The organism is Ekhidna sp., assembly GCF_965247405.1.
Classification (GTDB): Bacteria; Bacteroidota; Bacteroidia; order Cytophagales; family Cyclobacteriaceae; genus Ekhidna.
On sequence record NZ_OZ252014.1, the window covers coordinates 1,345,115 to 1,361,995 of the forward strand.

Below are 16,881 nucleotides of genomic sequence, written 5' to 3' on the forward strand. Positions count from 1 at the left end.
ATGAAGCAACTAATTTTTTCTGCAACCATTTTACTTTCATTCGGAGTAGCGGCTCAGTTTGCTGATTCCAGCAAAAACTGGGAAACACTGGCCGATGTAAAGTATGAAAAATCTCAGGATGAATACGGAGAAATCTATGTTCCAAAGTTTGGTGATGATGTGCAAAAAATGAATGGAAAAACCGTATCACTCAAAGGCTTCATCATTCCCTTTGAAGGCATGTTTGAACCCAAACATATTATTATCTCTTCACTCCCGATTGCTGCCTGCTTTTTCTGCGGAGGCAGTGGGCCGGAGACTGTTGCTGAAGCATACTTGAAAGACGAAGTAAAATACACCGCCAAACCTGTTACAGTAACAGGACGATTGGAGCTGAATGACACTGATTATGATCAGCTCATGTACATCCTAAAAGACGCAGAAGTTAAAGTTGACTAATTATATTTTACCTCCGCAAAGAGGAATTATAGCCTACATGAAAACAATGAAAAATTTATTCTTTCTAGTAACTCTTTTGTTTTTCGCTGCTTGTGGAACAGGGAAAAAAGAAAATCAGGCAAACGGAGAAATTTCACTTGATAGCCTTAAAAGTGAAGTGCTAAGCATCCATGATGAAGTGATGCCAAAAATGGGTGAACTTAGGCGTGCGCGTAAGGATTTACTGTTCTTGGCTGATTCGCTAATGGAAGCTGATGCGGAACGGGCGGCTATGCTCACAACTGTAGCTAATGAAATAGACGCTGCGAACGAAAGTATGATGCAATGGATGCGTGCCTATGAGCCTGAGTTTAAGGGTACAGATGAGGAGATGAGGCAATACCTGGAAAATCAAAAAATAGCCATCCAAAAAGTGAAGGATGACATGCTTGGATCATTAAAAAAAGGAAAAGAGGTTTTAGAGGACTAATAATCCTCCTCACATTCCTCTAACCACTTATCTAGGTCCTTCACGCCTACCAGCCCAGCTTCATTTCCCCATGCATTACCGATGAAGGTAAGGACTTCAGCTATTTCCAGATTGGTAATCGGATTTGCAGGCATCATTTGGTTATAGGTGACACCATTCACAACGATCTCTTTGCTTTGGCCGTGCTTGACAATACAGGCAGCACGTGGTAAGTTTTCTAGTAGATAATCCGAACCGGCCAAAGGTGGATATAAAGAAGCAAGCCCTTTACCATCCTGCTGGTGACAGTTAGCACAGTAGGTTGCGTATACTTTGGCGCCCTGCACCTGATACTGCTTCAGTCTTATCTCTTCCCGAGATGTCAATCCCGATTTTTCTTCATCATTCTTTTCCTTTCCAACACCGCAGGCAAGAAGCATAGTGGCAAAAAGAACAATCAGATACTTACTTTTCATCGGTGTATTCCTTTAAAAGTTTTTCGATATCGTTCATCATCACATCTACCTGCTCTGGCACGGTTCCATCGTAAACACCACGAACATGTCGTTCTTTATCCACAAGCAAAAATGCTCCGGAGTGGATATACCCACCCGGTGCGTCTGCGTCCTCATCAGCAATCGACATATAGCTCCCCTCAGCCAAGTCATAGATGTAATCCTGGCTACCAGTTACAAACTTCCACTTGTCCGACCTTACTCCTAATCGTTCAGCATAATCTTTCAGCAACGCCACCGTATCATAATCAGGGTCAATCGTATGGGATAATATCACAACCTCAGGATTGTCTTCAAACTTTTCATATACACGAAGCATCTGAGCCTTCATTTTTGGACATATAGTGGGGCAGGATGTGAAGAAAAAATCTGCTACGTACACTTTGTCTGCAAAGGTCTCATTCGTTACTATGCTACTATCTTGGTCTACCAGCTTGAAATTTTGGATGGTATGATAAATCGTATCAGTTTCTTCATAAATGGTGTTACCCATGTATGGCAATTTCTCAGAACTTGTCTGTTGCTGGCAAGCCATTAAAACTATAAAAAGAATCAGCAATTTTTTCATCAGTTTTTTCGGAATCGTTTATAAAGTTTAATCGCTATCATTAACACAATTGCGAAGCTAATAAGTCCAATCGTACCATAAATCCAGCTGATCGCATTTTTCAGCACTATTAAGAATACAACAGCAAATAAAATGAGCGTGGCTGCTTCATTAAATACTCGCAACTGTGTTGAGGTATATTTTGCTTTTCTTTTTTGAAGCTGTCTGAATATCCCATGACAACCAAGGTGGTAAAGAATGAGTAATGCTACAAACCCAAGCTTGACGTGCATAAAAGGCATTTTCAACCAGCTGGGTTGTACTACCAATAGCGAGATGCCCAAAATGACAGTAATTATCGCTGAGGGCCAGGTAATGATGTACCATAGCTTCTTGCTCATTAACGCCAGCTGATCCGAAAGAATGGTGCGATCTGGCTCCTCTTTTTCCAATGCCTCTGTATGATAAATAAATAAACGTACGATATAAAACAGACCTGCAAACCAGGTGATGACAAAGATGATGTGGAGAGCTTTAAGATATAAATAGTCCATCAAGGGGAGCTTTTTAATTATAATTGTTGTTAATCGTGGTTGTTTGCAAATTTGCCCTAAATCCCACACATTCATGAGCGCCGAAAGAAATCTATGGTATTTTGAAGACACTGACCTGTTTGAGGTGTTGTGTCCCTCTAAAACTCCAAGCATGGAAGACAAACATGCACCCGGAGTGTACGGTAAAGATGATTTTATCTATTTCAAAGATCAGTCTTCAGAAAATATTTACATGGTTTCAAATGGCCGTGTGAAAATTGGGACCTACGGACCGGATGGCAAGGAGATCGTAAAAGCCATACTTACCAAGGGTGAGATCTTTGGGGAGATGGCCCTGGCTGGAGAGGAAACACGACAAGACTTTGCCCAGGCAATGGATAATGATACACGTGTTTGTGCCATGACCATCGAAGACTTACAAAACCTCATGGTTGACAATAAAGAGTTGAGTTTTAAGATTTTGAAGATCGTCGGTTTTCGATTACGAAAAATGGAGCGCAAAATAGAATCATTGGTCTTTAAAGATGCCAGAACCAGAATTGTGGAGTTTCTGAAAGAAATGGCTGAAGAGAAAGGTCAGAAAGTGGGATTTGAAACCATGATCAAAAATCATTTAACCCATAAAGATATTGCCAGCCTCACTGGCACTTCCCGCCAGACAGTAACCACAATCATGAATGAGCTAAGAGATAAGAACCTCATTACTTTTGATCGGAGGAGGATCTTAATTAGAGATCTGGAAAAATTAGTATAAAGAGTAAGTAAACTATGAATAATAAGATCAATATACTCTTAAGTTTCTTGCTTGCAATTTTACTGAGCTGTGGGACTAAAGAAGATCCAAGTACCTTTTTAAGAGAAATCCAATTTGTTGTACCCGATGCGGCATATGAAATAGGAGTAAGTGGAGGACTTGAATGTGAGGAAACGGGATCCTTAACTGGAATTGGTAACGTTAAAGTGGATTTATATGAATCATTTGAGGACCTTGTTCTGAGACAGAATGTAATTTCAACTGAGATTTCTGATGAAAATGGTTTCATAAGTCTTGAATATGCAATCAATAATAATTCAGGAGCGACCCCTGGTGCCAATTCAGAGTTGTGGGCTATTGCTTCTGTTGGTGATTTATCAAGCATACGTGCAAGTGAAGTACAAAGCTCAGGATCATTCAATGGTTTTAATTATCTAAATCTTAGTGGAATTAACAGCTTTGAATGCTCAATTGATCAGGTGGTACCCCTAAGTCTGTTTCCATCCAGATTAAATATCACCATTTTGGACTCAGAGGGAAATCTTTTTGATGAGCACGCAACGGTTAAAATTTATCCGACAGAAGAGACATATGCCAATGACACCAGCCCGGAAGAATGGCCTGAAAGCGATCGAATTGACCTTGGAGGTATCACACCTGGTTCTGGAGATTTCTTATTTACAAAAACGTCAAGTACAGGACAGGTTTTTTATTCTAACCTCGCTCCAAAGGTATTCTGGTTTAGGGTAGAGGGGATTGATGGATCCTATAATAACGATGGTGGCAAGATAAAATTAGACCAGCCATTACTTTCATCAGAAGTCACTACCTCTATTACCGTCTCACTTTCTAAAACGGATTGAGAACATACAGTTTCAGCGATTGAATCTTATTGTGTAAATAAAACTTACAAATACGAAATTAATAATTTTATTTTCCTTACATTTACGAATGTAATCAATAACATCATGAAAGGAACAAATCTGGGAGAGTTTGAAGAGCTGGTACTGCTGACCGTCGGGATTTTGTATGATAATGCTTACAGCGTAGCTATTCAGCAGGAGCTTAATAGGCAAACTGACAGAAAAGTAAGTATCAGTTCGGTGCATGCAGCTGTTTATCGTCTGGAGGAAAAAGGACTATTGAATTCCAGAATGGGTGAAATGTCTAGTGAGCGAGGAGGAAAACGCAAACGAATTTTCACGATTTCGCAGGCTGGAAAAGAGGCACTTGAGACTGCAAATGAGCTCAGAAACCGAATGAGAAATCAAATTCCAGAAATCGCATTCGAACATTTAGGATGAAAGAAATTCAGCCCCCTAAACTGCCATTGAGACTATTCCGCTTCTACTGTAGCGAAGAGCGCTTAGAAGAATTGGAAGGGGACCTCTATGAGGTTTTTCAGGAGCGGATCAATGAAAAGGGGGCACGATTTTCATCGCTTTTTTATTGGTGGCTGGTGATCCGTAGCTTCCGAACATTTGCACTAAAAAGGACAAAAATGAAAAATAAAGGACATCTACTCTCAATTGCTTCTCTGTCGCATAACATCAAAATTGCGTGGAGAAACATCATTCGAAGAAAAACCACTACAGCTATTAATGTGATTGGCCTGGCTATAGGTATTGGAGGATTTGTAGCTATTTATAGCCTCGTTTCTTACGAGCTGAGTTTCAATAAACACCTTCCGGATAGAGATAGAATCTATCGTGTGTACACTGAATTCGGTGGAGCATTTTCAGGCACAAATCCGGCTGTAGCTATCCCTGTTCCAGACTATTTAGAGGAAAATGCAAGCATCATTGAATCACTGGCAAGAATTTATTCTTATCAGGCTAAGGTAAAAGTAGAAGGGGGTGATGGAAAAAGGGAAATCGGATACAACAACAAGATTGCATTTGTGGACGAGCGATACTTTAAGGTAATCAATCAATACGATTGGCTAGCAGGCACTCCTAAGGCCTCACTGGAAAAACCCAATCAGCTTATCGTTACAATTGAACAGGGAGAAAAGTACTTTGGTAAAATCCCCCCATTGGACATGGTTGGAAAAGAGGTCGTTTATCAAGATTCGCTCTATGTCATCGTTTCGGGTGTTGTTTCGCTTAAATCTGCAAACACAGATTTTGATTTCACTGATCTTGTTTCTTTTGGCACTATCTACTCTACCTGGGTGAAGGATCAGTTCCCAAAAGATGAATGGATGAGTGTAAATAGCTCCTGGCAACTATTCATAAAAGTGTATGATCAGGTTTCTCAAGTTCAGATTGATGAGATGCTTGAAGGTCTAAACAAAGAGATGGCTTCACACGAATCGGATGGTGATACGTGGCATACAGAGATGGCCATTCAATCAGTAGATGACATACATTACGATTTAGAGGTGGGACTTTTTGATCATTCCAGGGCAGCAACCGATTTAAAGACCTTAAATATTCTGCTCAGCGTAGCAATCGCCTTACTTTCCATCGCTATATTCAATTTCATTAATCTGGAAACCGCCCAAGCCATTAATAAATCAAAAGAGGTTGGACTGAGAAAATCATTGGGAATATCTAAGCCCTCTCTTATAGTTAGGTTTTTGACCGAAAGTACTTTAGTTACCTTTTTAGCCGCTATTATCTCACTCCCTCTGTCATTTTATGGCGTGACTCTTTTCTCTGAGCTTGTACCAGAGGGGTTTTCTCTGGAATGGTCTGATCCACTCTTCTGGGTTTATTTGGTTGCATTGGTATTTTTTGTAGGCATTTTAGCAGGACTGTATCCAGCATTTATTGCTTCCTCATACACACCTGTCCAGGCATTAAAGTCCACCATTAAATTTTCTGCTAAATCCGGAGGGGGCCAGGCTATTCGAAAGATCCTGATAACCTCACAATTCGTGTTTTCTCAATTATTGGTCATTTGCACGATTGCCATCATGTGGCAGATATCTTACATGCTGGACAAGGAATTGGGATTTAAAGATGAGGGAGTAATGTATTTTAACACTCCACGCTATGAAAATACTGAAAAGCAGCAAGTAATGCTGAACGAAGTTGAACACATGCCCCAAATTCAAGCAATCAGCGTTCATCAAAGCCCCCCTGCCAGAAACGGTTGGTCTACCTCTACTATGAAATTTTATGATCAGGACTCAACAGAATCCGTAGAATCCGTGCATCAAAAAAAGGGAGACGAGCATTATTTTGATGTTTATCAACTGGAGCTATTAGCAGGAAGAAACATTAAAAAAAGCGAAGGAAAACTGGAAACAGTCATTAATGAGACGTATGCTAAAATGCTTGGATTTAACAACCCTGAAGCTGCTATTGGGGTTCAGGTATCCAATGGTGAACGAGTATATGAGGTGGTGGGAATTCTTAAAGATTTTCATTTCCAATCCCTTCATGTTGCCATTGAGCCACTGATGTATTCGTACGATGATACATATTCCAGGTGTATTGGTTTATCCCTGGCCGCCAATGAACTACAAACTACAATTAATGAACTCACAGATGTCTGGAACCAGATCTATCCAAATGATCCACTCGAAGTGAAATTCATGGATGAAACAGTTGAGAGCTTTTATCAAACGGAAAAGCGTACCTCGAAAGTAGCGGGAGTTGCTACTGTTGTTGCTATCTTGATTTCGTGCCTCGGGCTCTTTGGTTTGATCTCATATAACATTTTACAGAAGTCTAAAGAAGTAGGCATTCGAAAAGTACTGGGAGCATCTATATTAAATATCGGTACGATTCTTTCGAAAGAGTTTTTAATACTCGTTCTAATCGCTTTTTTGATCGCAATCCCAGCCGCCTTTTTCTTCATCAATAATTGGATGGAAGACTTTACCTACAAAACCAATATCTCATGGTGGATTTACGCACTAGGTGGTTTTATATCAATCACAATCGCTTTGTTGTCAATAGGGCTGAAAATATGGAAGGCTTCTGATGCGAACCCCGTTGATTCTTTAAAATATGAATAACCATTTAGATTAAGGTTTGTGACAATGTCAGCTTAAAGACCCTCTGTGAATGGTGATTCTGCGTACTTTGGTGATAAAATCAGAAGTATGAGAATCACCTTTTCTTTACTAGTCTTTTTTGCATGTTCTGTCGGTATCGGCCAGAGTAACCTCCAGAGCTACACACCGTCCATTCTTTTCAGTGAAGGAGATTGGGAGTACAAAAGTTTTCAAAACCTCTATACGCAGACCAAGCAATTTGATAATGCTGGAGGGAAAATGGAATCCGGTCAAAGAGAAACATTTTTCACTTCTATCAATCAGTTTTTGTTTGGGCTGAATGATCAGATCAATGTGGGATTAGATGTGTGGATCAAGGCATCCAATAATTCTGCTGATAATTTTAGTTCCTCTTCAGGCCTTACCGGTATCGGTCCAAAAATTAAAATTGCTCCATTCAAAGATATCCCTCGTCTCTCCATACAAAGTACATTTCTGTTCAATACGGTGGATGATCCTGAGGGTGCTGAAGGTACACGATATTTTCTGGAGTGGGATGCCAATCTATGGTTGAACCAGATCTATTTTGATTTGCCATTGAATGAAAAATCCCAACTATTTTTTCAGCAGGCTTTCTGGTATCGAATGACGAAGGATGGTTCTTCAGCTGATAACAACTTTCTGGAAACTCAAACCAGCGTTTTTTATAGTTACTTCCCAACCAAGAGGTGGACGATTTATGGAATGACCGAATATTTCCCCACACACTACGATTTCGGTAACAATCGCTCTGAGGCATTTTTCGCGTACTTCCTCCAATCAGGAGTTGGATTGAAATATCAGTTGGTTCCAAACCTTATTGAGCTGGAAACACTCTACACTAATTTTTGGAATGGCAGTGAATTCAAAGGAGCCGGAGAAACGATAAATTTGGGTATCCGTGTGATCCATCAAAAGTGAAAAAACTTGTTTTAGCGATACTACTCCTCTCTTCTTTTTTTGCTGAAGCCCAAAAAATCACAACGATCAATTTTGAGGGACTCAAAAAGACAAAGCAAACCTACTTATCCCAATTTCTACCTTTTCAAATTGGAGATGAGTTGGACTCAGCTAAACTGGAAGAGACTAAGCAGCGCCTCGTTAATTTGGAGATGTTTGCTGATGTCGCTTATCAAGTGGAACAAATAGATGGAGATGTAAAAATCACCTTTCAAATGATGGAGTTATATACACTCCTGCCCATATTTAATTTTGGCGGGATCGAAGAAAATTTCTGGTTTCAGGTTGGTGCTTCTGAAGTTAACCTGAGGGGAAAGGGAAATAAGCTCACGATGTACTACCAATATTATGACAGAAGCTCATTTGCTACCCATTTGACACTTGATCGCATCAAACAAAGTCAATGGGGATTGAACTTCAATTTTATAAAATGGTCAACATTGGAGCCATTATTCTTTAGTAACAATGTAGTCGAATATGAATATGACAATTACACCTTAGGTATCGACGCAATCCACCACTTCAATTTCAGAGATCGGATCGAATTCGGAAGTGCATTTTTTATCGAGGACTATCAGAAATATACTCCAGGAGCTTTTGAAGGAGCTCCTGAGAACGTCAATAAGCATAAGATACTGGGAAAGATCAGGCTAATCCAAAACAGAGTGAACCACCACTTTTTCTATCTAAATGGCGGGCACAATCAGCTCAATCTTCAAACAGTCCAATCACTTGATAATGATCCTCCCTTTTATATCATTTTTAATGACTTGAAGTATTTTAAAAGAATAGGAGCTTATGGAAATATAGCGTCCAGGTTACGGCTGGGGCTAAGCTCTAATGAAGAAAGTCCCTTTGCACCTTTTGTACTCGACAGCTATGTAAACATACGAGGAGTAGGGAATCGGGTAGACCGTGGGACGGGAGCTATTATTCTAAATGCAGAATACAGGCACGCATTTATTGATCAAAGAAACATAGCAATACAAGGTGTGATCTTTTCTGATTCTGGTTCGTGGAGAAATCCGGGAGGGGATTTTGCTGATTTTGTTGACAGTGAAAATTTTCAACTATTTGCCGGCGGAGGTTTACGTCTTATTCATAAGAAAATCTACAACGCAATTTTTAGAATTGACTATGGCATAAACCTACAAGATCAGAATATGAATGGATTTGTTCTTGGAATCGGGCAATACTTCTAGTAGGCATCTTCTTCATCATCCACCTCTGCATCTGCTCCCAGTTTCGTCCAGTCAATGTTAGTTTCTTTCAGGTCTTCCAATGTATCCACATCGCTGAGCATAGGAAGTTTATAAACAGATAGTTCCAGCTCTTCTGCCTCCTCAAGGAGTTCTTCCAGCACTTTGTTGTTACTATATTCTTTGTCCTGAAATAGCTGAGGAAAGAATTCACTCATCCCCAAAAGGTAATATCCTCCGTCCTTGGCAGGTCCAACCACCACATCATTCTCCTCCAGCATTTCTAGGGCTAGTTTGATGTGTTTGGAAGATAAATCATAACAATCACTACCGATGATGATGACCTTGTTGTAAGAATCAAATGCCTCATCAAAAGCATTAGACATCTTTTCACCTAGTGTAAATCCCTTCTGTGAAGTGAGCTTGAAATCGCCATTGTCCCAGATGTCCTCAATCTCTACATATTCTGAATAATAAACTGCCTTATCTATTTCCAGTTTTTTGGTGATTTTATGGGTGTGATGCACCAACTCCTGATATACGTCCAGGGCCTTATCAATTCCAATATCTTCAGCCAGACGTGTTTTTACCATGCCCGGAATCAAGTTCTTAACGAAAATCATTAATAAACTATCACTCATATACTTCTCTCTTTCTTAGTAAACTTTTGTTCCCTTAAACAACCACTTGCCCCACAATCTGTTATAAGCATGTACACTATCCGTAGGCAAATTGTTTGGATCAACCACTTCATACCCCTCGTTCTTCCAGCCAAAAATACCACCATACAAATTCTTAACATTGGTATACCCGGCCTTTTGAAGCTTCTCTCCTACTCGCTCGCTTCTATAGCCAACCGAGCAGTAAACAATAACTTCCTGATTTTTTGGAACGTCGCTGACTTGATTTACTTCAAAATCATCATAATCAATAAATCTTGCACCCTGAATGTGGCTCACCTGATACTCTTCCTTAGACCTGGTATCTAACATGACAACTTCTGAAAGTCTGGACTTTAAGGAATCCGCTTTGATTAAAGGAACCGTGTTCTTGTACAGACTTTGCATCTTTTCATCAAACGTCTTTTGTCCACATGAAGTGAAGGTGGAAATGATGATTAGTAAAAATGGTGGAAGATATTTTTTCATTGATACAGTGCTGGTAAACGTTCTAAATCTTTTGGGTTTTGTCTAGTGTCCCAAAATAACGAATATAAAGGGTGTTCTTAGTCGTCTTATAAATCAAAAGATAGTTTTTGATTATTTTAACTCGAACATCCTCCAGCTGAGTTTTGATTCCTAGTCTGGGAAATTTTTTCAAAAGGTCAATGGCAGAATTGATGTCGTTTTCTAGACTTTGACTAAAACCTGTAGAACCATTTCTTTGATTCCAATACTCAAAAATTTCAAGCTTTTGAGAGTAAGCTGTCTGCGTCCAGACTACTTTTTCAACCATTTCGAAGTTTGATCCTTAGCAACCTCATGATCAATAACTCTTCCGTATTTAATATCTTCTTCTGCCGCTGAAATGCCTTTAAGTTGCTCGTCAGAAAGATTGTAGATTACGTCCGAGTCTGACAATTCAATAAGTTTCTTTAACTCTTCCAACAAGATCGCATCGTTGGTATTGGCTATTTTATTGATCAGATCAAGTTTAATCTCTGAGTTCATTTTTTAAAATTAAGCATTCTCAATCTAAGCTCTAAAACAATGGTAGCCCACAAGACTATATATTCAACAACAATGAGATACATGGGGAGTTCAAACCCTTCTTTGGTATAACCGATATAGGTCACGAAAATCAAAAATGACCAGACAATTGGATACCAATAGCCCGACAATATTCCGAAAGCGATTAGCGGCAGAATATACCATGGATGAACGGTGGTAGCAAACAGTAAATAGATGGTCAAAACAAAAAGAAGGCTTTTACTCAGGCTCCATTCTTTTTTCCAAGCTACAATCGACACCATGCAAATCGAAAAGAACGACAAGAGCGATAAAAGTGGGCCGATCAAAGCAATATTATTGTACCCACAGATCCAATACCCAATTTGACGAGCGATGAAATAGATGCTGGCATTAAACTCAAAGGATTGAAAGTAGAGCTCCAGACTTTCCTGCATGCCCAAAAGGAAAGTAGCATTCAGCATAGGAACGATTGTAAGTAGTGCTATCACTCCTGCCGCCGGAGCAACCCACCACTTTTTGTCCCTTAAACCAGATAAAAAAAGCACTGGAAGATAAATAAGCGGTAAGAGCTTAGTACCAATGGCTAGCCCAAATCCACCCGCAGCTAACACGTGCATGCTTTTTTGATATCCGTAGATTCCGAACAAAACAAAAAATACAACTAGTCCTTCAAAGTGCAGATTCCCTACACCTTCCAGGATCATCAGTGGATTCAGCCAAAACCAGTTTGCAAGAAAGACGGGTTTCCCATGTGTTCTTAAAATCGATTTAATCAAAAAATATGATCCCACATCTGCAGCAGATAAGACTAATCGAATCATATTGGCTGAAACCAGCCAATCTCCATTGCCGATCACAGCACTGAGCCAGAAAATAGCCTGATTGATAGGTGGATATATCGTGAAGTAGTTTGGTGAGTTTAGCAACTCATAAAGCTCCTTTGTAATTCCATTAATGTTTTTGTCCAGATAGTATCCCGGCAGTTCGGCAAAAGGATGAATGCCATTTTTAATCAACGTACCATCCCATATAAATCGATACAGGTCATCAGAAAGTGACGGCAGGGTAAAAAATAACAATGCTCTGACAATCAATCCAGTGGTGAAGAGAGCTTTTGTGTCCTCTGACTTTTGCAGCAGCAAAATGTACCCCATGAATGCGCTTGCATAAGCAAGCATTAAGGGCAGAGATTGATATCGTTCTATCCAATTGCCGATAGAAAAAATGGCCAATATGTAAACGACCAGGAAAGTGTAGTAGCCCGTTTGGTTGTATTTAGGCATTATTCATCGGTTTCACCGACAAGATAAATACGTATGCAAAACCAATGGCAAGCATTGCGTGGAAAAGCATGAGGCCATAATCTTCCAATTTGAAACCGGAGAAAATCCCATAGATAAAATAAATAGATAACAAACCCTCCATAAGTGTCACAGGTGTGAGCACATTATTCAGATAAATATTCCCTTTCCATGAGTCGCCCTTGGATTGTACGTTAAACTTGGGCGTCCGTACAAAAGGTGTTTTAATACCCAGGTATCCTTCGACTACAGCAATGGAATTGTGCAATGCCATTCCCATGGAGAAAGCCAGGAATACAGGAAAATTTTTCATGAAATATTTCAAGGTGTATTCCGGGTGAGTAGCTTTGGCTGCCACCCAATAGAAAAATCCCATGGCCAAAAATCCGATGATGAATATACTTCCCAAATCAAAGACAAGCGCTAAGTCTGGATTGTATTCTTTGATATACAACATGGGAATACTCAACACTGCAGCAATCAAAAGCAATAAGAATACGGAGCTATTTAGCAGATGAAGCACCGCTCTTATTTTGTGATTCCATCCAATATTTGAAGTAAGGACCTTACCCAGAGTTTTACGAGCAGTTTCTGCTGCCCCTTTATTCCAGCGATACTGCTGAGACTTTACCGCAGGAATGACCACTGGTAGTTCAGCAGGAGATTCAATCTCTTCCCGATATACAAACTTCCATCCTTTGAGCTGCGCCCGATAACTCAAGTCAAGGTCTTCTGTGATCGTATCATATTGCCACCCTCCAGCATCCTCAATACATGCTTTTCGCCACACACCTGCTGTGCCATTAAAATTGATGAAACTACCCGCATGCTCACGCCCTTTTTGCTCAACGGTGAAGTGGGCGTCTAACCAAAATGCCTGGATTTTGGTCAGCCATCCATAGTCCGTATTCAGATGGCCCCACTTGGTTTGCACCATACCTATTTTGTCATTCTTGAATTTCGGTAGTGTACAAATCAAGAACTCCGGGTTGGGAACAAAGTCCGCATCAAAGATGGCAATGAACTCTCCTTTAGCTTTCTCGAGACCGTAAGCAAGAGCACCAGCTTTATAGCCGACACGATCAGGTCTCCTGATTTGGTGAATATCCCAGCCATCTGCTTGATAGGCTTTTACACGACTCCTTATGATTTGAATGGTTTCATCTGTTGAATCATCCAGAATTTGAATTTCAAGCTTTTCTTTCGGGTATTGGATGTTCGTTACCGCATCGATCAGACGTTCCACCACATATCGCTCATTAAAGACTGGGAGTTGAACAGTAACATGCGGATACTCAGCAAGATTGTCGGAGTGCTCTTCGCTCTCTTTTCTTGATTTGAGATAATGCCAGGTAAGATTAAACTGGCCTAAACTGAAAAGGCAAATGATCAACAATGTGATCCCATAAAGCACGATAACTAACCACTCCACCTTTATAAATATTTAAAAATTGTATAGATGATCTTATATCCGGCTCCCAGAGTTCCCTTAATTGTACCGCTTACTTTGGAAACCCCAATTCTTTGCCTGTAATTCACCGGAATGTCTACAGTCCGCAAATTTAACTTTGCTGCCTTTAATTGCATCTCTACGGTCCAGCCATATGTACGATCTTTCATATCGATTGTCAGGAGGCTTTCATATCTGATGGCCCTGAATGGTCCAAGGTCCGTGTATTTTTCCCCATAAAAAAGTTTGATCAGCGCAGTTGCCAGCCAATTGCCAAAAACCTGCTGAGGGGTCATGCTTCCCTTTTCTTTTTGACCAAGCGCACGTGAGCCAATCACTAAATCAACCTGATCCTTAATAATTGGTTTAACCAAATCGGGTAATTGTTCCGGGTAATCTGAATGATCGCCATCCAGAAACACCACAATATCCGGTTTAGTAAGTGAAGAAGCAATATGCGCCATGCCTTTCAGGCAGGCATTTCCGTAACCCCGATTTGGCTCTTTAAGTGTTGTGGCACCTCTGGATTTTGCCTGTTCGAAGGTGTCATCAGTGGAGCCATTGTCCACCAAAATGATCTCAGAAACCCAGTCTTTTGGTATCTCATCAATGACCATACCAACCGCATTTTGTTCATTAAATGCCGGGATAATGACCCGTATGTCTGGTTTGCTCAAAAGCGTGCTTCTTTAAGTGAGGCGCAAAGGTAGGAAGCTATGCCTTGCCAAAGTGTTTCAGTTGCGACAACATACAGATAATTTATCATACCGCTTTTTGCATTTTAATGATTTGCCTTGCATCTTTATTGCACAACGGCATGTACTTCTGGAATACATACCCCTTCGTGCGCTTTGTCATAGCGCTTATCCTTGGTATCGTCTGCTTTGACTTGTTCAATTACCTGTGGAAATACGATTTCGCTTTGCTACTACTACTGTTCGGGTGTTATGCTATAATGATTTTTGCTTCAAACAAAACAAGTTTTTACACGCTAAGACATGCTAATGGTTTGATCACACTGACCATGTTGTTCCTCATCGGAGGAAGTATTGCCAAAACAAAGTATCACGATCATCCAGCTTTCCATTACACCAACGTTTATAAAGAAATTAAGGGATTTTCAGGCATCATTGTCAGTCCTGTGAATGAGCGGACGAATCATTTTAGATATGACTTTGAGCTCAGCAACCTATTCACAAAAACAGATTCCAATTTAAGAACATCGGGGAAAATCCATTTATACATTCGTAAAGACAGTCTGGCCACTCCATTACGGTATGGCGATAAAATCATGGTGTACGGAAACTTCTTTCCGATCCCGGGTCCAGATAACCCGAATGAATTCAACTATAAAGAGTACCTGGAAAGACAAAACATCTACAGCCATGCGTTTGTACATCAAGATGAAATACAAATTGCGGAGAATAGTCCCCCAAACCATTTCATGAAATGGGCCTTCTCTTTGCGGGAAGGAGCGTCCGACATTATTGACAAACGCATCCCGACACCTCGTGAAAATGGGATTGCAAAAGCACTGCTGCTCGGAATTAAAGATCATTTAGATAATGACTTGAAAAAAGCCTATTCATCAGCCGGCGCGATGCATGTTTTAGCAGTTTCAGGTCTCCATGTGGGTATTATTTACTTAATCATTCACATCATGTTTGGTAAGCTCGCAGCATCAGGAAAGTGGGGGAAATATGCGTTTGGGATTATAAGCATTGTATTTATTTGGTTGTACGCCTCATTGACTGGATTGAGTCCATCGGTAATGAGGGCTGCTGCCATGTTCTCATTTGTGGCCTTTAGCAAGGCATCAGCCAGAGAGGGGAATATTTATAATACGTTGGCATTTGCTGCATTCATTTTGCTCATTTTTGATCCTTATCTAATCTACTCAGTCGGATTTCAACTCTCCTTTGCTGCAGTGGTCGGGATCGTTTATCTACAACCTAAACTCTATCGTCTCTTAGATTTCAGGCCCTGGCTCCTTGATAAAGCCTGGGCGATCACTTGTGTTTCCATCTCAGCACAGTTAGCTACATTTCCTCTTTCTGCTTTCTATTTTCATCAGTTTCCAACTTATTTTCTTGTATCAAATTTAGTTGTCATTCCAGCCTCTTTTTTGATGCTGATTGGGGGTATAGGTATGCTGCTCATCGATCCAATCATTTCCCAGGCTGGAGAAATTATTGGACTGTGTCTAAATCAATTTATGTGGCTTATCAATGAAATCATTAGCTATGTACACATCCTGCCAAACAGCCTGATAGAGTGGATCTATATGGATCAATTTGGTCTGATTATGACTTATCTAATAGTCATCACTCTTATAGTAGGGTTGCATTATCGCAACTTCAAAACGCTAGTGGTTTCCGGTGTACTCGGTCTCATCTTCATGTTGTGGGGATTACTATCACACAATACCCAATCCCAAAGGAACGAGCTAGTATTCTATGAAATATCAGATAAGATTGCTGTCGATCATATCAAGGGTCACCAGGGAATTCTTTACATCGATGATTTTGAAAAAACCGAATTAGATCTTTTATCATTTCAAATTAATCCTCATCGACTGGCATCACATTTAGAACCTATTAAAGAATCAATTCTAACCTTTGAAGAGGCGGATTTTGTTCAAAAGGAGACTATCCGATTTGGTCAAATAGCCGGAAAGCGTTTTCTGATTTTCGATTCTACCACCTTTCATCTCGAATTTAAAGGAGTGGTAAAGACAGACTATCTTATAATCAATAATGGAGCGGTGAAAAGCCTGGAGTGGCTAGACAAACACTTTGACTTTGACCAATTGATCGTTAGTAATAAAAACTCCGGCTTTTATTCTAAGAAAATGAAAGCAGAATCAGCTGAAATTGGCATGAATTTACACAGCATGAACTACGACGGAGCACTTGTAGTGGCTCTTGGGGAAGACACAAAAAAAGAGCGGACAGCATTGCCCGCTCTGTTCACCACCAATCCCGACTAGCATCGGGAAAAAACTTACTACCGCCTAGTAGTATCACAAATGTATAT

Annotated in this window: 19 protein-coding genes; 9 read left to right on the forward strand and 10 right to left on the reverse strand. The window is 40.2% G+C overall.

Features of this window, described 5'->3' with window-relative positions; genetic code table 11:
- Together ACP14Y_RS05950 and ACP14Y_RS05955 are read left to right on the forward strand one after the other, a co-directional pair.
- Complete coding sequence (locus tag ACP14Y_RS05950) at nt 1–438, forward strand: hypothetical protein (RefSeq protein ID WP_424962049.1); 438 nt, start codon at nt 1–3, stop codon at nt 436–438.
- 46 nt (nt 439–484) lie between these two features.
- The gene (locus tag ACP14Y_RS05955; RefSeq protein ID WP_424962050.1) at nt 485–907 is read left to right on the forward strand and encodes a hypothetical protein; all 423 of its coding nucleotides are present in this window, start codon (nt 485–487) and stop codon (nt 905–907) included.
- On the opposite strand, the gene ACP14Y_RS05960 is transcribed toward ACP14Y_RS05955, so the two are convergent.
- The 3 genes from ACP14Y_RS05960 to ACP14Y_RS05970 form a co-directional block, all read right to left on the reverse strand.
- Nucleotides 904–1,362 (reverse strand): c-type cytochrome, encoded by a 459-nt coding sequence (locus ACP14Y_RS05960; protein WP_424962051.1) that lies wholly within the window; start codon nt 1,360–1,362, stop codon nt 904–906. The two genes, ACP14Y_RS05955 and ACP14Y_RS05960, sit on opposite strands and share 4 nt — an antisense overlap.
- Complete coding sequence (locus tag ACP14Y_RS05965; RefSeq protein WP_424962052.1) at nt 1,352–1,894, reverse strand: SCO family protein; 543 nt, start codon at nt 1,892–1,894, stop codon at nt 1,352–1,354. The genes ACP14Y_RS05960 and ACP14Y_RS05965 overlap by 11 nt, the downstream gene beginning before the upstream one ends.
- A gap of 74 nt (nt 1,895–1,968) precedes the next feature.
- On the reverse strand, nt 1,969–2,502 hold the full coding sequence (locus ACP14Y_RS05970; RefSeq protein ID WP_424962053.1) for a CopD family protein: 534 nt from the start codon (nt 2,500–2,502) through the stop codon (nt 1,969–1,971).
- A gap of 73 nt (nt 2,503–2,575) precedes the next feature.
- Between ACP14Y_RS05970 and ACP14Y_RS05975 the strand changes: the two genes are divergently transcribed.
- The 6 genes from ACP14Y_RS05975 to ACP14Y_RS06000 all read left to right on the forward strand — a co-directional run bounded on the left by ACP14Y_RS05975 (nt 2,576) and on the right by ACP14Y_RS06000 (nt 9,406).
- Nucleotides 2,576–3,256: a Crp/Fnr family transcriptional regulator gene (locus ACP14Y_RS05975; RefSeq protein ID WP_424962054.1), complete on the forward strand. Its 681-nt coding sequence runs from the start codon at nt 2,576–2,578 to the stop codon at nt 3,254–3,256.
- A 14-nt stretch (nt 3,257–3,270) separates the two neighbouring features.
- Nucleotides 3,271–4,119 carry a hypothetical protein gene (locus ACP14Y_RS05980; RefSeq protein WP_424962055.1) on the forward strand — a complete coding sequence of 283 codons (849 nt, stop codon included), beginning with the start codon at nt 3,271–3,273 and terminating at the stop codon, nt 4,117–4,119.
- A 105-nt stretch (nt 4,120–4,224) separates the two neighbouring features.
- On the forward strand, nt 4,225–4,560 hold the full coding sequence (locus ACP14Y_RS05985; RefSeq protein WP_424962056.1) for a PadR family transcriptional regulator: 336 nt from the start codon (nt 4,225–4,227) through the stop codon (nt 4,558–4,560).
- Nucleotides 4,557–7,226: an ABC transporter permease gene (locus ACP14Y_RS05990; protein WP_424962057.1), complete on the forward strand. Its 2,670-nt coding sequence runs from the start codon at nt 4,557–4,559 to the stop codon at nt 7,224–7,226. The genes ACP14Y_RS05985 and ACP14Y_RS05990 overlap by 4 nt, the downstream gene beginning before the upstream one ends.
- A gap of 87 nt (nt 7,227–7,313) precedes the next feature.
- Nucleotides 7,314–8,165, forward strand: a complete 852-nt coding sequence (locus tag ACP14Y_RS05995) for a hypothetical protein (RefSeq protein ID WP_424962058.1) — start codon at nt 7,314–7,316, stop codon at nt 8,163–8,165.
- Nucleotides 8,162–9,406 carry a POTRA domain-containing protein gene (locus tag ACP14Y_RS06000; RefSeq protein WP_424962059.1) on the forward strand — a complete coding sequence of 415 codons (1,245 nt, stop codon included), beginning with the start codon at nt 8,162–8,164 and terminating at the stop codon, nt 9,404–9,406. Before ACP14Y_RS05995 ends, ACP14Y_RS06000 begins: the two co-directional genes overlap by 4 nt.
- Here ACP14Y_RS06000 and ACP14Y_RS06005 read toward each other — a convergent pair.
- From ACP14Y_RS06005 to ACP14Y_RS06035, 7 genes are read right to left on the reverse strand one after another with little or no spacing between them, the layout of a single operon-like run.
- Nucleotides 9,403–10,044: a TIGR04282 family arsenosugar biosynthesis glycosyltransferase gene (locus tag ACP14Y_RS06005; RefSeq protein ID WP_424962060.1), complete on the reverse strand. Its 642-nt coding sequence runs from the start codon at nt 10,042–10,044 to the stop codon at nt 9,403–9,405. The genes ACP14Y_RS06000 and ACP14Y_RS06005 overlap by 4 nt on opposite strands.
- A 15-nt stretch (nt 10,045–10,059) precedes the next feature.
- On the reverse strand, nt 10,060–10,551 hold the full coding sequence (locus ACP14Y_RS06010) for a rhodanese-like domain-containing protein (protein ID WP_424962061.1): 492 nt from the start codon (nt 10,549–10,551) through the stop codon (nt 10,060–10,062).
- A gap of 22 nt (nt 10,552–10,573) precedes the next feature.
- Nucleotides 10,574–10,858 carry a type II toxin-antitoxin system RelE/ParE family toxin gene (locus ACP14Y_RS06015; RefSeq protein ID WP_424962062.1) on the reverse strand — a complete coding sequence of 95 codons (285 nt, stop codon included), beginning with the start codon at nt 10,856–10,858 and terminating at the stop codon, nt 10,574–10,576.
- Nucleotides 10,843–11,073 (reverse strand): hypothetical protein, encoded by a 231-nt coding sequence (locus tag ACP14Y_RS06020; RefSeq protein ID WP_424962063.1) that lies wholly within the window; start codon nt 11,071–11,073, stop codon nt 10,843–10,845. Before ACP14Y_RS06020 ends, ACP14Y_RS06015 begins: the two co-directional genes overlap by 16 nt.
- The gene (locus ACP14Y_RS06025; protein ID WP_424962064.1) at nt 11,070–12,377 is read right to left on the reverse strand and encodes a hypothetical protein; all 1,308 of its coding nucleotides are present in this window, start codon (nt 12,375–12,377) and stop codon (nt 11,070–11,072) included. The genes ACP14Y_RS06020 and ACP14Y_RS06025 overlap by 4 nt, the downstream gene beginning before the upstream one ends.
- Nucleotides 12,370–13,827 carry a cellulose synthase family protein gene (locus ACP14Y_RS06030; RefSeq protein WP_424962065.1) on the reverse strand — a complete coding sequence of 486 codons (1,458 nt, stop codon included), beginning with the start codon at nt 13,825–13,827 and terminating at the stop codon, nt 12,370–12,372. The genes ACP14Y_RS06025 and ACP14Y_RS06030 overlap by 8 nt, the downstream gene beginning before the upstream one ends.
- A gap of 2 nt (nt 13,828–13,829) precedes the next feature.
- Nucleotides 13,830–14,522, reverse strand: a complete 693-nt coding sequence (locus tag ACP14Y_RS06035; RefSeq protein WP_424962066.1) for a glycosyltransferase family 2 protein — start codon at nt 14,520–14,522, stop codon at nt 13,830–13,832.
- A gap of 140 nt (nt 14,523–14,662) precedes the next feature.
- On the opposite strand from ACP14Y_RS06035, the gene ACP14Y_RS06040 reads away from it, so the two are divergent.
- Entirely contained in the window at nt 14,663–16,834 is a 2,172-nt protein-coding gene (locus tag ACP14Y_RS06040; RefSeq protein ID WP_424962067.1) for a ComEC/Rec2 family competence protein, read from the forward strand.
- Nucleotides 16,835–16,881: the final 47 nt, after the last annotated feature.

Excerpts from the sequence above, each read along its gene's own strand:
- ACP14Y_RS05950 (WP_424962049.1), top strand. The coding sequence starts at position 1 with ATGAAGCAACTAATTTTTTCTGCAACCATTTTACTTTCATTCGGAGTA.
- ACP14Y_RS05955 (WP_424962050.1), top strand. The coding sequence starts at position 485 with ATGAAAAATTTATTCTTTCTAGTAACTCTTTTGTTTTTCGCTGCTTGT.
- ACP14Y_RS05960 (WP_424962051.1), bottom strand. The coding sequence starts at position 1,362 with ATGAAAAGTAAGTATCTGATTGTTCTTTTTGCCACTATGCTTCTTGCC.
- ACP14Y_RS05965 (WP_424962052.1), bottom strand. The coding sequence starts at position 1,894 with ATGGGTAACACCATTTATGAAGAAACTGATACGATTTATCATACCATC.
- ACP14Y_RS05970 (WP_424962053.1), bottom strand. The coding sequence starts at position 2,502 with ATGGACTATTTATATCTTAAAGCTCTCCACATCATCTTTGTCATCACC.
- ACP14Y_RS05975 (WP_424962054.1), top strand. The coding sequence starts at position 2,576 with ATGAGCGCCGAAAGAAATCTATGGTATTTTGAAGACACTGACCTGTTT.
- ACP14Y_RS05980 (WP_424962055.1), top strand. The coding sequence starts at position 3,271 with ATGAATAATAAGATCAATATACTCTTAAGTTTCTTGCTTGCAATTTTA.
- ACP14Y_RS05985 (WP_424962056.1), top strand. The coding sequence starts at position 4,225 with ATGAAAGGAACAAATCTGGGAGAGTTTGAAGAGCTGGTACTGCTGACC.
- ACP14Y_RS05990 (WP_424962057.1), top strand. The coding sequence starts at position 4,557 with ATGAAAGAAATTCAGCCCCCTAAACTGCCATTGAGACTATTCCGCTTC.
- ACP14Y_RS05995 (WP_424962058.1), top strand. The coding sequence starts at position 7,314 with ATGAGAATCACCTTTTCTTTACTAGTCTTTTTTGCATGTTCTGTCGGT.
- ACP14Y_RS06005 (WP_424962060.1), bottom strand. The coding sequence starts at position 10,044 with ATGAGTGATAGTTTATTAATGATTTTCGTTAAGAACTTGATTCCGGGC.
- ACP14Y_RS06010 (WP_424962061.1), bottom strand. The coding sequence starts at position 10,551 with ATGAAAAAATATCTTCCACCATTTTTACTAATCATCATTTCCACCTTC.
- ACP14Y_RS06015 (WP_424962062.1), bottom strand. The coding sequence starts at position 10,858 with ATGGTTGAAAAAGTAGTCTGGACGCAGACAGCTTACTCTCAAAAGCTT.
- ACP14Y_RS06020 (WP_424962063.1), bottom strand. The coding sequence starts at position 11,073 with ATGAACTCAGAGATTAAACTTGATCTGATCAATAAAATAGCCAATACC.
- ACP14Y_RS06025 (WP_424962064.1), bottom strand. The coding sequence starts at position 12,377 with ATGCCTAAATACAACCAAACGGGCTACTACACTTTCCTGGTCGTTTAC.
- ACP14Y_RS06040 (WP_424962067.1), top strand. The coding sequence starts at position 14,663 with ATGTACTTCTGGAATACATACCCCTTCGTGCGCTTTGTCATAGCGCTT.